Below are 15,005 nucleotides of genomic sequence, written 5' to 3'. Positions count from 1 at the left end.
GAGCGCGGCGCTCTCCAGTCCATCGCGAGCAAGCTCGCTCCTACAGTTTCCGTGGCATTGCACCGCGTGCCTTTTTTACTGCTCCAGGAGCCTTACTCGGCCGACTTCTGTTTCTTCAGTCGCTCGAGGATCGCGTTGGCGCTGCCCTGGTCCGGCACGATGTTGGCTTCGCGCAGGCGGCGTTCCAGGTCGTTGCCGTTGCTCGCATCGGCCAGTTGCTCCTGGGCTTCCATTTCCGCCGCGCGCTGATCCTGGCGGGCCTGCAGGCGGTTCAGGGTGTTGACTGCGGTTTCCAGCTTGCCGTTGGCGCCGCCGCTGGCGATCGAGGCGCTGACCTGGGCCTTCTGCACGCTTTCCCGGGCCTTGGCCATGTCCACTTGCTGGCGCAGGCTGCGGATGCGCGCCTCGGCCTTGCCGATGTCCTTGCGCATATTCTCGGCGTAGGCGCCGAATTCGCTGGCTTGCTTCTGCTCCGCTTCCAGGCCGGTAGTCAGGGTCGAGATGGCTTCGGCGACTTCCAGGGCCAGGTCTTCGCGGTTGGCCTGCAGCGAGGCGAGGGCCTTGGATTCCAGGTCGGCGATCTTCGCGGTGAATTCGCTGACCCGCTCAGTGGACAGCTTGTGCTTGGCCATGATGGTGACCAGCTCGCGCTTGGCGTTGGACAGGGCGTTGTCGGCGTCGCGGATTTCCTGGTCGAGGATGCGCAGGGCCTGCTGGTCGGCGATGCTTTCGCCGACTTCGTTGGCGCCGCCGCGCAGGGCGGTGAACAGTTTGTTCCAGATGGACTGAGTCATGTAGGCGTACTCCGGATTCTCGGCAATCAGTTGAAGAAGCTTTCGAAGGCTTCGGTGGCGCGTTGGACGTTGTCCACCAGGGTCTTGACCTCGGTCACCACGTTGGTCAGGTTCGAGCTGGCGCTCAGGGCGCCGAACATGTTGTAGACGGTCTGGCCGTTGGGCATGGACTCGATACCGATCGAGGACAGGGGGAACATCTCCCGGCTGCGCAGCACCGCGTCATTGAAGCGGGCGACGTCGTTGATCGACTCCAGGTCCACCAGCACGGTGTCGACGATGATCTGCTCGCCGACCACCGCGATGTAGATCGGCAGGCCGCCGAAGTCGTGCATTTCCAGCTTGATGCTTGGCTCGGCGCCTTGAATCAGGCTCAGGCCGATTTCGTTCGAGGTCACTTCGTCCAGGGCCTGCAAGGCGCTGAAGAGGCGGTCGATGGTCCAGTTCTCACCTGCGATCATGTCATTCTCCAATACCGGTGCGCCGCCGATCAGGGGTTGGCGCAGCTTCTTCTCAATGTGCTTGAGCACGCTCCGGTTTTCCGGAAGTACCCAGGTTTCGTGTTTCACATAACCAGCGGCACTCAGGCCCGCGCGCATCTGCTTCATGTAGAAGCTCGACGGCTTCTTGGCGGAAGCCTTGCTGCTGGGGGCCCTGTTGCTGGAGGCCTTGTTGCTGGAAGGTTTCGAGCGCTCTCCTTGTCGACTCTCTGAGGAAGCCGGTAGGTCAGCAGGCTGACTGGCCGGGAGGGTCTTTTTCATGGGGTGACTCCGTTGTGCACGTATCACGCGTGAGAACATTACAGGGGATTTTGTTACGACTCAATGACTCACGCGTGATATTTTTCGATGCATCGAAAAAATAACTGGAGGGCTCTGGAACGGCGGTTTCCATCGGTAAAGCGAGGTTTCCGGGGTTCAATTCAAGCTCGCCAGCCGCGGGCGCAAGCGTTCGACCTGGGCATCGCGGCGATAGCTGATGCGCCAGTGCTCGGTGTCCAGAAGGCTCATTGAATCCATGCCGGGGCGGTCCTTGTGCAGTGGGCGAGGCTGTTGATCATCGCCCGGGCGATGTCGGGACGTGGAATTTATACAGGGTGCAGGGATAGCCGTCTGCCGTGATCGGATGACAACTGTAGGCGTCGCCGACGAGCGCGGGAATGACCCGGGCCCAGAAATCCCGGGCCGGCCGGTTGTCGTCGATGTGGACGACCTGCCAGTGCCCGGGCAGCTGTTCCAGCAGTTGCCTCACCACCTGCCGGCCGATGCCGCGACCGCGAAAGCGCCGGGCCACGAAGAAGTAGGCGAGGTTGTACTGCACCTCGGCCAGTTTCACCTTGTCGTCCACCGTGGCGAAACCTGCCAGTTCGCCATCGACCCGGATCAGGTAGGGGCGCGTGGCCGCCTCGCGCCAGTATTCGAGCAACGGACGGATCTCGAACAGACCGTGGCGGCCGAGCTTGAGCGGCAGCCACTCGCTGAGTTCGTACAGGTAGAACTGCATCAGGTTTTCGATGCATTGCAGCTCGTCGCGCTGGGCCGGGTGCAGTTCGATCTGGCTCATGGTTCCAGGCTCCGCACGGTGTCGGTGGGCGAGGCGGCCTTGGCCGCGAAGTAGTGTTCGGCGCTGAGGCTGTACAGCAGGCTGGGGGCCAGGCCGGGGAAGTCGTCCAGTTCGCCGTCGCGGGTCAGGCCCAGGCGCTCCAGGGCGCGGCGCGACGGCAGGTTGTCGGGGCGTACCAGGCCGATCACCTGTTCCTTGCCCAGCACGCGGAACGCCAGGTGCAGCGCGGCGCCGGCCATTTCGCTGGCGTAACCCTGGCCCCAGGCCTCGACGGCGAAGCGAAAGTACAGGTTCAGCCCGCTGCGCTCGCCGAAGCGGCTGTGCATGACGCCGCCGAACCCCAGCACCCGTTCGGGCTGGGCGCGGTCGCAGACCACCCAATAGCCGAAACCCTGGTCCTGCCAGTGTTGTATCCAGCCCTGCAACCGGTGCTGGCAGCTCTCGCGGCTGTCGGGACCGGCCGGGTTGTAGCGCTGGGTCCGTGGGTCGCTGTGGATCAGGTGGGTGACGTCCAGGTCGGCGGCCGTTGGCGCGCGCAGCAGCAGGCGGGCGGTGAGGGTGGTCGCGGAAGGGGGAGCATCGGGCATAGGGTTCGTCCGTACGCGAGGGGGGTATTTTTCTTCAATACACTGGGCGGCCTGCGCACTTACCTTGGTCACCGGACTCTCCGATTGATCCTTTGAAGGTGTGTGATGAGCGTAGTGTTTTCCATGGCGGCCTTCGCGCTAGCCTCTTCGATTACCCCCGGCCCGGTCAATATCGTGGCCCTGAGTTCCGGCGCGCAGTTCGGCTTTCGCGCCAGCCTGCGGCATGTCGGTGGCGCGACCCTGGGTTTTGTCCTGTTGCTGGTGCTGATCGGCCTGGGCCTGCATGAGCTGTTGCGGCTGTGGCCGTTCCTGACCCGCGGCATCCAGCTGTTCGGGGTGGCCTTCCTGTTGTTCATGGCCTGGAAGCTGGCGCTGGACGACGGCCGGCTGGGCAGCGACGACCAGGCCAAGGCGCCGTCGGCCTGGTACGGCGCGATCATGCAATGGCTCAACCCCAAGGCCTGGCTGGCCTGCGTCGCCGGCATGGGCGCGTTTGCCGCCAATGGCGAGGCGCTGCTGGTGTGGCAATTCGCGCTGGTGTACTTCGTGATCTGCTACTTGTCGATTGCCTGTTGGGCCTACGCCGGGACGTTTTTGCGCCAGTACCTGAGCAACCCGAAGGGCATGCGTCTGTTCAACCGCAGCATGGCGGCGCTGCTGGTGGCGAGTGCGGTGTATCTGTTGTTGCCTTGAGAGGGCGTTGGCCGGTCTAGCCTTATCGCGAGCAAGCTCGCTCCTACAGGATTCATGTGTTCTGTAGGAGCGAGCTTGCTCGCGATGAGAGCCACCGGGGGCGACGCATCACCCGCGATATTGCCCCGGCGTCGCCGCCAGGTGCTGCTTGAAGGCGCGCTGGAAATGCGCCTGGTCGGCGAAGCCGGCTTCCAGGGCCACGTCGGCGATCGGCTCGCCGTCCCGCAGCCGGCTTTGGGCGAACTGCACCCGCTGGTTGACCACGAAGGCGTGGGGCGTCATGCCGTAATGCTGCTTGAAGGCGCGGATCAGGTAGGACGGCGACAGCTCGGCGGCCTGGCAGATTTCCTCCAGCTTCAGCGAGCGGGTGCAGTGTTGGCGAATGTAGTCGGCGGCCCGTTGCAGCTTCTGGTTGCTCTCGCGCGGTGGCCGGCTGGCCGGGTTCAGGCGCTGTTGCAGGTCGCTGAAAAACGCCACCGCGGCGCTGTGTTTTTGCAGGACCTCGGCCTGTTCGTCCACCAGCACTTCATACAGGCGGTTGAGCCCGGCATAGAGTTCGGGGTCGTCGCTGTGGGGCGTGGAAAAGGCGCGAAAGCCCTGGTCCTGGCTGAACCCCAGTTGATGTTGCAGATCGGTCAGCCAGGCAATGTCGACATAGAGCATGAGATACGACCAGGGCTGGTCGTCGATCGGGTTGCAGGCATGCACTTCGCCGGGGTTCATCAGCACCACGGTGCCGGCGCTGATGCGAAATTGCGCCTGCTCGTGCAGGTAGGTGCTGTGCCCGGCGGTGATGGCGCCGATGGAGAAATGTTCGTGGGCATGCCGGGCGTAACAGACCTTGCGCCCGTCGGCGATCGAGCGGGCCTCGATAAAGGGCAGCGCCGCATCGCGCCAGAACTGCGGGGCGGTATCGAGGCTGGGGCTCAAGCTCGGCTTCATCAAAGGCATCCCATCGGCAAGCGTCGGCCTGCGAGTGTATTAGGTCTCGCCGGCGAAGGCTCGCTCCAGCGCGGCGATATCGAGTTTTTTCATCTGCAGCAGGGCCTGCATCACCCGCTGCGACTTGGCCGTGTCGGGGGCGGTCATCCAGTGGTTCAGCGCGCAGGGCACGATCTGCCAGGACAATCCGAACTTGTCCTTGAGCCAGCCGCACTGCTGGGCCTGGGGATCGCCGCCGTAGGACAGGGCGCTCCAGAAATGATCGATTTCACCCTGGTTCTGGCAGTTGACCTGCAGCGAAACCGCTTCGTTGAACTGGAACACCGGGCCGCCGTTGAGGCCGGTGAAGGTCTGGCCATCGAGCTCGAAGGACACGGTCATCACCGAGCCTTCCGGGCGACCGTGGAACTCGAAGCCGGCCTTGCCGTAGTGGGTGAGGGCGGTGATGCGCGAGTGCTCGAAGACCGAACAGTAGAACTGGGCGGCGGCTTCGGCCTGATGGTCGAACCACAGGCAGGGGGTGATGCGATGAATGAGCGACATGACGGTTCTCCTCGGCGGATGGTCCACGCTTGAGCAAGCGTAGCCAGCCCGGGGGCGGCCGGGACTGCCGTAGATCGACAAAGCGCAGCCGGGCGAGGAGCGGTATCGAGCCGGCGCATCCGGCTCAGGATCGCCGCCCTTGCTCGGCGACCCAGGCGTTGGCCATGTCGATGAAGGCGCGCAGTTTCGGCTGGCTCTGGGTGCGGCTGGGAAAGTACAGGTACAGGCCCGAACTCAGCGGGACGAACGGTTGCAGCACAGACTCCAGGCGCCCGCTGGCCAGGTCGTCGGCCACCTCGAAGTCGCAGGCGTAGGCCAGCCCCTGTCCGCCCCGCGCCATGGCGACCAGCAAGTGCCGATCGTTGACCACCAGCGCACCCTCGACGCCGACGGTGAAATCCCGCCCATTGCGCCGGAACTCCCAGCGGTGGGTCGTGCCCGAGGTGAGGAAGCGAAAGCCGATGCCCTGGTGCCGGGTCAGTTCTTCCGGGGTCTGCGGCCTGCCGGCCCGGGCGAAATAGTCCGGGGAGCCCACCACCGACCATTGCAGGTCCGGGGTCAGGCGCACGGCGACCATGTCCTTTTCGATCGACTCGCCCAGGCGGATACCGGCATCGAAGCCCTCGCTGACCAGGTCGACCGTGGCATCGTCCAGGGAAATCTCCAGCCTGACGTCGGGATAGGCCGCGCGATAGCGCGAGACCAGGGGTTCGATCAGCAGCTTGCCGGACAGGCGTGGCGCGGTCAGGCGCAAGGTGCCCATCGGCCGGTCGCGATAGCTGCCCAGCACCGCCAGGGCGTCGCCGATTTCACTGGCGGCCGGGCGCAGGCGGATGAACAGGCTGCTGCCGGCTTCCGTCAGGGCCACGCGGCGGGTGGTGCGCTGGAACAGCAGCACCCCGGTACGCCGCTCCAGGGTCTTTACCGCATGGCTCACGGCGGTCGGGGTCACCCCCAGCTGGCTGGCGGCGAGGGTGAAGCTCTTGTGTTCGGCGACGGCGAGAAACTCGGTCAGGCCGTCGAAAGGGTCCTGGTTCATTGCAAGGCCATTATGAAAGACACGTTCATAGTGCTTGTAGCACGGAGCCATTTTTCTCACCAATGTTCCTGCGTACCTTGTGCTCACCCACTCCTTACAAGGTACTGATCATGACTGCTCAAACCCCTTTCAAACGTGTCTGGCTGATCACCGGGGCTTCCCGTGGCATCGGCGCGAAAATCACCGCCGCAGCCCTGGCCCACGGCGATGCGGTGGTGGCCACCGCGCGCAATGCCCAGTCGCTCAGCGAGCGTTTCGGCGCGCAGCCGGGCCTGCTGGCGGCGCAACTGGATGTCACCGACGAGGCCCAGGCCCGCGACGTGGCGCAGATGGCCGTCGAGCATTTCGGCCGCATCGACGTGCTGGTCAACAACGCCGGTTTCGGCCTGCTCGGCGCGGTGGAGGAGGCCAGCGGCGACGAGATCCGCCGGGTCTATGAAACCAACGTGTTCGGCCTGCTCAATGTCACCCGCGGGGTGCTGCCGCACATGCGCGCCGCCCGCAGCGGTCATGTGATCAATATCTCGTCGATCGGCGGCTATCAGTCGGGGCCGGGCTACGGGGTCTACTGCTCGACCAAGTTCGCCGTCGAAGGCTTGAGCGAAGCCCTGCACAGCGAGCTGGCGCCTTTGGGCGTGAAGGTCACGGTGGTCGAGCCGGGCTACTTCCGCACCGACTTCCTCGATGGCAATTCGTTGCTGGAGTCGCCGGCCTCGATCGCCGACTACACGACCACCGTTGGCCAGGTACGCCAGCAGGCCAAGGCCTATAACCAGCAGCAGCCGGGCGATCCGGACAAGCTGGCGCAGGCGATGATCGCCCTGGTCGAAGCCGAGCAACCGCCGCTGCGCCTGCCCCTGGGCACCGACACCCTGGGCGCCATCGCGGCGAAGAACGCCTACGTCGAGCAGGAAACCGCGACCTGGCGGGCGCTGTCGGCCTCCACCGATTTCTGATGCTGCGCTCATCGCCCGGCCGCCCCGTCCAGGCCGGCTGGGCGTGACCGGCGGTCGCAGAATCCGGCCTGTTCGGCAAACTGCGCTTAGCTGTATGGAAAACCTCGCGGCGCGCGTAGGCCTTCGGCCACAGCGACGCCGCTCCAGGATCCCGTGAATCCTGTCCCCCCTCGGCCTGAGGAATTGTGCATGTTGACACTCAATATCAATGGCAAGGACCAGCAGCTCGAGGTGCCCGCGGACATGCCGCTGCTCTGGGTGCTGCGCGATGTGGCGCACCTGACCGGCACCAAGTTCGGCTGCGGCATGGCGCAATGCGGCGCCTGCACCGTGCATGTCGACGGCGCGCCGCTGCGTTCCTGCGTGACCCCGGCCGCGGCGGTGGCCAACGGGCAGAAAATCCTCACCATCGAAGGCCTGTCGACGGACGGCTCGCACCCGGTGCAGCGCGCCTGGGCCGAGCTGGACGTGGTGCAGTGCGGTTACTGCCAGTCGGGGCAGATCATGTCGGCTGCGGCCTTGCTGGCGAAGATCCCGTCGCCCACCGACAGCGATATCGACCAGGCGCTGTCCGGCAATATCTGCCGCTGCGGCACCTACCCACGGATCCGCGCGGCGGTCAAACGCGCCGCCGAAATCGGCTGAGTCGGCATTAAGAGGGACAAGGCATGATCACTGCGTCGCGTCGTGGATTTCTCAAAGGGGGGGCGCTGCTCGGCGGCGGCCTGGTGGTGGCGTTCGTCATTCCGGGGGCCAATCGTTTTGCCCGGGCGGCGAGCGAAGAATTTGTGCCCAATGCCTTCTTGCGCATCGCTCCGGACGGCATGGTCACCGTGGTGCTCGGTCATTCGGAAATGGGCCAGGGCATCTGGACCGGGCTGTCGATGCTGATTGCCGAGGAACTGGATGCCGACTGGTCGAAGATCCGCGTCGAGCACGCGCCGGCCGCCGCGGTGTATGGCTTGCCGGCGTTCGGCGGGATGCAGATCACCGGCGGTTCGACCTCGACCTGGATGGAGTTCGACCGCTATCGCCAGGCCGGCGCCGCAGCGCGCCAGATGCTGATCGAAGCCGCGGCCAAGCGCCTGCAAGTAGCACCCTCGACCCTGCACACCGAGCAGGGCTGGGTGGTGGCCGGTGACCAGCGCCTGAGCTACGGCGACCTGGCCAACGACGCCGGGCAACTGCCGGTGCCGGACCCGGCCTCGCTGCACTTGAAGGAGGCCAAGGACTGGCGGCTGATCGGCAAGCCGACCAAGCGCCTGGATACGCCGGAGAAAATCACCGGCCGCGCGCAATTCGGCATGGACATGTATTTCGACGGCCTGCTGACCGCCGTGGTCCTGCGTTCGCCAGTGTTCGGCGGCACGCTCAAGTCGTTCGATCCCCAGGCGGCGCTGGCGGTGCCTGGGGTGATCAAGGTGCTCCAGGTGCCCACGGGCGTGGCGGTGGTCGCCGAGCATTACTGGGCGGCCAAGCAGGGGCGCGATGCGCTCAAGGCCGAATGGGACCTGGGGCCGAACGCCAACATGAGCAGCGAAAGCCTGATGCAGAGCTTTCGCAAGCTGGCGCTGACCCCCGGGACCAAGGTCGCCGAGGCCGGCGATGCGGCCGGGACCATGGCCAAGGCGGCGCAGGTGATCAAGGCCGAATACAGCGTGCCGTACCTGGCCCATGCGCCGATGGAGCCGCTCAACTGCACGGTGCGCATCGGCGCCGACAAGTGCGAGATCTGGACCGGCACCCAGTTCCAGACCCTGGACCAGATGGTCGCGTCGAAGATCACCGGGCTCAAGCCGGAACAGGTACAGATCCATACGCAATTTCTGGGCGGCGGTTTCGGCCGCCGGGCCAACCCGACCTCGGACTTCGTCAGCGAAGCGGTGGAGGTGGCCAAGGCCGCCGCCGCCCCGGTGAAAACTGTCTGGTCGCGGGAAGACGATGTGCGCGGCGGCTACTTCCGCTCAGCGTTCCTGCACCAGGCGCAGGTCGGCCTGGACGCCCAGGGCCTGCCGCTGGCCTGGCAGCATGTGCTGGTGGGGCAGTCGATCATGGCCGGCACCTCGTTCGAGGCCAGCTTCGTCAAGAACGGTATCGATAACACCTCGGTCGAGGGCCTGGCGGACGGGCCTTACCTGAAGGGCACGCCGAACCACCGGGTCGACCTGCATTCGCCGATGACCGGCATCACCGTGCTGTGGATGCGCTCCGTGGGCCACACCCACACCGCGTTCGTCGTCGAGTCGCTGATCGACGAGATGGCCGACGCGGTGGGCAAGGACCCGGTGGAATACCGCCGCATCCTGCTCAAGGATCACCCGCGGCACCTGGGCGTGCTCAACCTGGCGGTGGAGAAGGCCGGCTGGGGCAAGCCCGTGCCCAACGGCCATGCCTTGGGCGTGGCGGTGCACGAGTCCTTCGGCAGCTATGTGGCGCAGGTGGCCGAGGTGTCCCTGGAGGCCGAGCGGATTCGCGTGCACCGGGTGGTCTGCGCGGTGGATTGCGGCATCGCGGTGAACCCGCAAAGCATCGTCGCGCAGATGGAGTCGGGCATCACCTTCGGCCTGGGCATGGCCCTGCACAGCCGCATTTCCTTCAAGGACGGCCGGGTGGTGCAGTCCAACTATCACGACTTCCAGGTGTTGCGCCTGAACGAGATGCCCCAGGTCGAGGTGCATATAGTCGCCAGTACCGACAAGCCCGGCGGTATCGGCGAGACGGGCGTGCCGCCCACGGCGCCGGCGGTGGCCAACGCGGTGTTCGCCCTGACCGGCCAGCGGCTGCGCGAGCTGCCGTTGCAACTGGCGGGGGTGTGAGATGAAACGCCACCTGTTCCTCGGTTCGCTGATCCTGGTCGGCCTGGGCGGTTATGCCTCGGACCTGTTCGCCGCCGATGAACCGGCGCTGGCGGCGTTCGCGACGGTGCAGAAGGTGTTCCAGAGCCCGCGCTGCCAGAATTGCCATATCCCTGGGGATGCGCCCTTGCAGTTCGACGCTGGCACACCCCATGCCATGGCCGTGGTCCGTGGCCTGGACGGCAAGGGCGCGGCGGGGCTGCCGTGCGCCACCTGCCATGGCGAAAGCAACCCGCCGGCCAGCTATGGCCCGCACATGCCGCCGGGGGCGCCGCACTGGAGCCTGCCGCCGGCGGCGCACAAGATGGCCTGGATCGGCCTGCCGGCCGACCGCCTGTGCCAGATGATCAAGGACAAGGCCAGCAACGGCGACCGCGACTTTGCCGCGCTGATCAAGCATGTCAGCGAAGACAAGCTGGTGCTCTGGGGCTGGAACCCCGGTGGCAACCGCGCGCCGGTCCCGGTGCCCCACGACATCTTCGTCAGCCAGTTCAAACTCTGGGCCGAGGCGGGCGGACCCTGTCCGGCGGTCGGAAGTTGACGCCAGGGGCACCCTGGGAGGGCTGGTTGCGGGCAGTCGCAGGCCCTGGCAACTAAGCTCTATAGGAGTTACCCGCCAATGGAGTGTGCGATGTTTTCCCCAGACAAGCCTGTCCAGGCACCGGACCAGGTGCCATCCCCGGAGGCGGACGACCCGTCCCGGCAACTGTTGCGCGATCAGAACCGCCGGGCCGAGCAGGAGCTGGCCGCGGTGCAGGTAGCCAACCTCGATAAACTGACCCTGCTGCCCAACCCCCACGGCTTTGCGGTGCTGGCCGGCGATGCGTTGCAGGCCTGCAAGGACCTCAACTGCCCGGCGACCTTGCTGCTGTTCGACCTCGACGATATCTACCGCATCGCCCGCGCTTACGGGGCGGAAGAAGGCGAGGCGGCGCTCAAGACCTTCGCCGACGGCCTGCGCATCGCCTTTCGCGAAAGCGACGTGGTCGGGCATCTGGAGTACCAGCGTTTCGCGGTACTGCTGACCGGCTCGGAACGGGTGGAAAAACTGGCGATCATCGCTCGCCTGCAGGCCATCCTCGACGAGCGCACCGCCACCCAGCAGTGCATTTACGACATCTGTTTCAGCATCGGCCAGATCGAGTTCGATCCGGCCCGGCCGGCCGATGTGGAAACCTTGCTGGCGGAAGCCGACAAGACCATGAGCAGGCCGGGCCTCGGGCCGCAGATAAAGGACTAGCCGCTGATCCAGCCCGCTGTGTGGGCTGGACGGAGAGAAAGTCCAGCCAATAAAAAACCGCCCTCAGGCGGTTTTTTATTGGCCGGTTGTCACTCGGCGGCCGGCACCAGGAACGCGGCTTCGAGCAACTGCCGGGTGTAGGGATGCTGCGGCGCGGCGAAGATATCTTGCGCGTCGCCCTGTTCCACCACCTGGCCATGCTTGACCACCATCAACTGGTGGCTCAGGGCCTTGACCACCGCCAGGTCGTGGCTGATGAACAGGTAGGTCAGGTTGTACTTGGCCTGCAGCTTGCGCAGCAGTTCCACCACCTGGCGCTGTACGGTGCGGTCGAGGGCCGAGGTCGGCTCGTCCAGCAGGATCAGCGCCGGCTTGAGTACCAGGGCGCGGGCGATGGCGATGCGCTGGCGCTGGCCACCGGAGAACTCGTGGGGGTAGCGATGCCGGGTTTCCGGGTCCAGGCCGACTTCCTTGAGCGCCTCGATGATTGCCTGTTCCTGCTCGGCGGCGGTGCCGATCTTGTGGATGCGCAGGCCTTCGCCGACGATCTGGCTCACGCACATGCGCGGGCTGAGGCTGCCGAAAGGGTCCTGGAACACCACCTGCATCTCCCGGCGCAACGGCCGCACCTGCTGCTGCGACAGGCCGTCCAGCTGCTTGCCTTCGAAGCGGATGGCGCCCTTGCTGGCGATCAGCCGCAGGATCGCCAGGCCCAGGGTGGACTTGCCCGAGCCGCTTTCGCCGACGATGCCCAGGGTCTGGCCCTGGGGCAGGCTGAAGTTGATGCCATCCACCGCCTTCACATGGTCGACGGTGTGGCGCAGCAGGCCTTTCTTGATCGGGAACCAGACCTTCAGGTCCTCGACCTGCAACAGCGGCGGGCCGACCACATTGGTCGCCGGCTTGCCGCTGGGCTCGGCCGCCAGCAGTTCGCGGGTGTAGGGATGCTGCGGCGCGCGGAACAGCTCTTCGCAGGGCGCCTGCTCGACAATGCAGCCGCGCTGCATCACGCAGACGCGGTGGGCGATGCGCCGGACCAGGTTGAGGTCGTGGCTGATCAGCAGCAAGGCCATCCCCAGGCGCGCCTGCAACTCCTTGAGCAGTTCGAGGATCTTCAACTGCACGGTGACGTCGAGGGCGGTGGTCGGCTCGTCGGCGATCAGCAGCTCCGGCTCGTTGGCCAGGGCCATGGCGATCATCACCCGTTGCCGCTGGCCGCCGGACAGCTCGTGGGGCAGGGCCTTGAGGCGCTTGTGCGGCTCGGGGATGCCCACCAGATCCAGCAGCTCCAGGGTGCGCTGGGTCGCGACCTTGCCGGTCAGGCCCTTGTGCAGGCCCAGCACCTCGTTGATCTGCTTCTCGATGCTGTGCAGCGGGTTGAGCGAGGTCATGGGCTCCTGGAAGATCATGGCGATGCGGTTACCGCGGATATGGCGGATGGTCTTCTCTTTCTGGGTCAGCAGATCCTGGCCGGCGTAGTGGATAGTGCCGGACGGATGACGGGCCAGCGGGTAGGGCAGCAGGCGCAGGATCGAGTGCGCGGTCACCGATTTGCCTGAGCCGCTTTCGCCCACCAGAGCCAGGGTTTCGCCGCGCTTGATGTCGAAGCTGATGCCCTCGACCACCCGTTGCTGGTGCTCGCCGACGACAAATTCGACGGCGAGGTCGCGGACTTCGATCAAATTGTCCTGATTCATCTCATTTCCTCGGGTCGAAGGCATCGCGAGCGGACTCGCCGATGAATACCAGCAGGCTCAACATGATCGCCAGCACGGCAAAGGCACTGATGCCCAGCCACGGCGCCTGCAGGTTGGATTTGCCCTGGGCCACCAGTTCGCCCAGGGACGGCGCGCCGGGCGGCAGGCCGAAACCGAGGAAGTCGAGGGCGGTCAGGGTGCCGATGGCGCCGGTGAGGATGAAGGGCATGAAGGTCATGGTCGAGACCATGGCGTTGGGCAGGATGTGGCGGAACATGATGGCGCCGTTCTGCATGCCCAGGGCGCGGGCGGCGCGCACGTATTCCAGGTTGCGCCCGCGCAGGAACTCGGCGCGCACCACGTCTACCAGGCTCATCCAGGAGAACAGCAGCATGATCCCCAGCAGCCACCAGAAGTTCGGCTGCACGAAACTGGCAAGGATGATCAGCAGGTACAGCACCGGCAGCCCGGACCAGATCTCCAGGAAACGCTGCCCGGCCAGGTCGACCCAGCCGCCATAGAAACCCTGCAGCGCCCCGGCGATGACGCCGATGATCGAACTGAGGATGGTCAGGGTCAGGGCGAACAGCACCGAGACCCGGAAGCCATAGATCACCCGCGCCAGCACGTCGCGGCCCTGGTCGTCGGTGCCCAGCAGGTTGTCCGCCGAGGGCGGCGCGGGGGCGGGGACCTTCAGGTCGTAGTTGATGCTCTGGTAGCTGAACGGGATCGGCGCCCACAGCACCCAGGCGTCCTTGGCCGCCAGCAGCTCGCGGATGTACGGGCTCTTGTAGTTGGCCTCCAGGGGGAACTCGCCGCCGAAGGTGGTTTCCGGGTAACGCTTGAGCGCCGGGAAGTACCAGCCGTCGTCATAGTGCACCACCAGCGGCTTGTCGTTGGCGATCAGCTCGGCGCCAAGGCTCAGACCGAACAGGACCAGGAACAGCCACAGCGACCACCAGCCGCGCTTGTTGGCCTTGAACAGTTCGAAGCGCCGACGATTGAGGGGGGACAGGTTCATCTCAATGCTCCCGGCTTTCGAAGTCGATGCGTGGGTCGACCAGGGTGTAGGTCAAATCGCCGATCAGTTTCACCACCAGCCCCAGCAGGGTGAAGATGAACAGGGTGCCGAACACCACCGGGTAATCGCGGTTGATCGCCGCCTCGAAGCTCATCAGGCCCAGGCCGTCGAGGGAGAAGATCACCTCCACCAGCAAGGATCCGGTAAAGAAGATGCCGATGAAGGCCGAGGGGAAACCGGCGATCACCAGCAGCATGGCGTTGCGGAACACATGGCCGTAGAGCACGCGGCGCTTGGTCAGGCCCTTGGCCCTGGCAGTGATCACGTACTGCTTGTTGATCTCGTCGAGGAAGCTGTTCTTGGTCAGCAGGGTCATGGTGGCGAAGTTGCCGATCACCAGGGCGGTCACCGGCAGGGTCAGGTGCCAGAAGTAGTCGAGGATCTTGCCGCCCCAGCTCAACTGGTCGAAGTTGTTCGAGGTCAGGCCGCGCAGCGGGAACCAGTCGAAATAACTGCCGCCGGCGAACATCACGATCAGCAGGATGGCGAACAGGAACGCCGGGATCGCGTAGCCGACGATGATCGCCGAGCTGGTCCAGACGTCGAAGTGGCTGCCGTGGCGGGTGGCCTTGGCGATCCCCAGGGGGATCGACACCAGGTACATGATCAGGGTGCTCCACAGCCCCAGGGAAATGGACACCGGGAGTTTCTCGCGGATCAGGTCGACCACCTTGGCGTCGCGGAAGAAGCTGTCGCCGAAATCCAGGGTGGCGTAGTTCTTGATCATGATCCACAGGCGTTCCGGCGCCGATTTGTCGAAGCCGTACATCTTCTCGATTTCCTTGACCAGGGCCGGGTCCAGGCCCTGGGCGCCACGGTAGCTGGAACCTGCCACCGAGACTTCGGCGCCGCCGCCGGCGATGCGGCTGGTGGCGCCCTCGAAACCCTCGAGCTTGGCGATCATCTGTTCCACCGGGCCGCCGGGCGCGGCCTGGATGATCACGAAGTTGATCAGCAGGATGCCGAACAGGGTAGGGATGATCAGCAGCAGTCGCCGCAGAATGTAGGCCAGCAT

General features: G+C 65.4%; 16 protein-coding genes. 6 read left to right on the top strand and 10 right to left on the bottom strand.

The window, feature by feature from the left end; translation table 11 throughout:
• Window positions 1-92: 92 nt before the first annotated feature.
• The 4 genes from PVZ78_RS25990 to PVZ78_RS25975 form a co-directional block, all read right to left on the bottom strand.
• Window positions 93-794 (bottom strand): PspA/IM30 family protein, encoded by a 702-nt coding sequence (locus PVZ78_RS25990; protein ID WP_009048686.1) that lies wholly within the window; start codon window positions 792-794, stop codon window positions 93-95.
• A 26-nt stretch (window positions 795-820) separates the two neighbouring features.
• A complete protein-coding gene (locus PVZ78_RS25985) occupies window positions 821-1,555 on the bottom strand; it encodes a YjfI family protein (RefSeq protein ID WP_408135181.1) in 735 nt (244 codons plus the stop codon).
• A 295-nt stretch (window positions 1,556-1,850) separates the two neighbouring features.
• Entirely contained in the window at window positions 1,851-2,357 is a 507-nt protein-coding gene (locus PVZ78_RS25980; protein WP_009048688.1) for a GNAT family N-acetyltransferase, read from the bottom strand.
• Window positions 2,354-2,944: a GNAT family N-acetyltransferase gene (locus PVZ78_RS25975; protein WP_273829506.1), complete on the bottom strand. Its 591-nt coding sequence runs from the start codon at window positions 2,942-2,944 to the stop codon at window positions 2,354-2,356. The genes PVZ78_RS25980 and PVZ78_RS25975 overlap by 4 nt, the downstream gene beginning before the upstream one ends.
• Window positions 2,945-3,049: 105 nt before the next feature.
• On the opposite strand from PVZ78_RS25975, the gene PVZ78_RS25970 reads away from it, so the two are divergent.
• Window positions 3,050-3,637, top strand: a complete 588-nt coding sequence (locus tag PVZ78_RS25970) for a LysE family translocator (protein WP_110176631.1) — start codon at window positions 3,050-3,052, stop codon at window positions 3,635-3,637.
• Between the two features lie 108 nt (window positions 3,638-3,745).
• On the opposite strand, the gene PVZ78_RS25965 is transcribed toward PVZ78_RS25970, so the two are convergent.
• From PVZ78_RS25965 to PVZ78_RS25955, 3 genes are all read right to left on the bottom strand, one after another.
• Window positions 3,746-4,579 carry an AraC family transcriptional regulator gene (locus PVZ78_RS25965; RefSeq protein ID WP_038632036.1) on the bottom strand — a complete coding sequence of 278 codons (834 nt, stop codon included), beginning with the start codon at window positions 4,577-4,579 and terminating at the stop codon, window positions 3,746-3,748.
• Window positions 4,580-4,618: 39 nt separating this feature from the next.
• Window positions 4,619-5,122: a VOC family protein gene (locus PVZ78_RS25960; RefSeq protein WP_009048692.1), complete on the bottom strand. Its 504-nt coding sequence runs from the start codon at window positions 5,120-5,122 to the stop codon at window positions 4,619-4,621.
• 124 nt (window positions 5,123-5,246) lie between these two features.
• Window positions 5,247-6,161 (bottom strand): LysR family transcriptional regulator, encoded by a 915-nt coding sequence (locus PVZ78_RS25955; protein WP_038579526.1) that lies wholly within the window; start codon window positions 6,159-6,161, stop codon window positions 5,247-5,249.
• A gap of 110 nt (window positions 6,162-6,271) precedes the next feature.
• Here PVZ78_RS25955 and PVZ78_RS25950 point away from each other — a divergent pair, with 110 nt between their 5' ends.
• From PVZ78_RS25950 to PVZ78_RS25930, 5 genes are all read left to right on the top strand, one after another.
• Window positions 6,272-7,117, top strand: a complete 846-nt coding sequence (locus PVZ78_RS25950; RefSeq protein ID WP_028682281.1) for an oxidoreductase — start codon at window positions 6,272-6,274, stop codon at window positions 7,115-7,117.
• Between the two features lie 189 nt (window positions 7,118-7,306).
• Window positions 7,307-7,762 (top strand): (2Fe-2S)-binding protein, encoded by a 456-nt coding sequence (locus PVZ78_RS25945; RefSeq protein WP_009048695.1) that lies wholly within the window; start codon window positions 7,307-7,309, stop codon window positions 7,760-7,762.
• Between the two features lie 23 nt (window positions 7,763-7,785).
• A complete protein-coding gene (locus PVZ78_RS25940) occupies window positions 7,786-9,933 on the top strand; it encodes a xanthine dehydrogenase family protein molybdopterin-binding subunit (RefSeq protein ID WP_273829505.1) in 2,148 nt (715 codons plus the stop codon).
• 1 nt (window position 9,934) lies between these two features.
• Window positions 9,935-10,513 carry a hypothetical protein gene (locus tag PVZ78_RS25935; RefSeq protein WP_053268900.1) on the top strand — a complete coding sequence of 193 codons (579 nt, stop codon included), beginning with the start codon at window positions 9,935-9,937 and terminating at the stop codon, window positions 10,511-10,513.
• Window positions 10,514-10,603: 90 nt separating this feature from the next.
• Entirely contained in the window at window positions 10,604-11,212 is a 609-nt protein-coding gene (locus PVZ78_RS25930) for a GGDEF domain-containing protein (protein WP_273829504.1), read from the top strand.
• A gap of 89 nt (window positions 11,213-11,301) precedes the next feature.
• On the opposite strand, the gene PVZ78_RS25925 is transcribed toward PVZ78_RS25930, so the two are convergent.
• The 3 genes from PVZ78_RS25925 to PVZ78_RS25915 are packed head-to-tail and all read right to left on the bottom strand — an operon-like array spanning window position 11,302 to window position 15,005.
• Window positions 11,302-12,909 carry an ABC transporter ATP-binding protein gene (locus PVZ78_RS25925; protein ID WP_038632050.1) on the bottom strand — a complete coding sequence of 536 codons (1,608 nt, stop codon included), beginning with the start codon at window positions 12,907-12,909 and terminating at the stop codon, window positions 11,302-11,304.
• 1 nt (window position 12,910) lies between these two features.
• Window positions 12,911-13,930: an ABC transporter permease gene (locus PVZ78_RS25920; protein ID WP_009048700.1), complete on the bottom strand. Its 1,020-nt coding sequence runs from the start codon at window positions 13,928-13,930 to the stop codon at window positions 12,911-12,913.
• A gap of 1 nt (window position 13,931) precedes the next feature.
• Window positions 13,932-15,005, bottom strand: coding sequence for a microcin C ABC transporter permease YejB (locus tag PVZ78_RS25915; protein ID WP_009048701.1), 1,074 nt, complete (start codon window positions 15,003-15,005; stop codon window positions 13,932-13,934).

Origin of the sequence: Pseudomonas sp. SBT1-2 (assembly GCF_028640875.1) — a bacterium.
Classification (GTDB): Bacteria; Pseudomonadota; Gammaproteobacteria; order Pseudomonadales; family Pseudomonadaceae; genus Aquipseudomonas; species Aquipseudomonas chlororaphis_I.
Note: the sequence above shows the minus strand (reverse complement) of the source record. Positions and strands in the feature narration are given on the sequence as shown.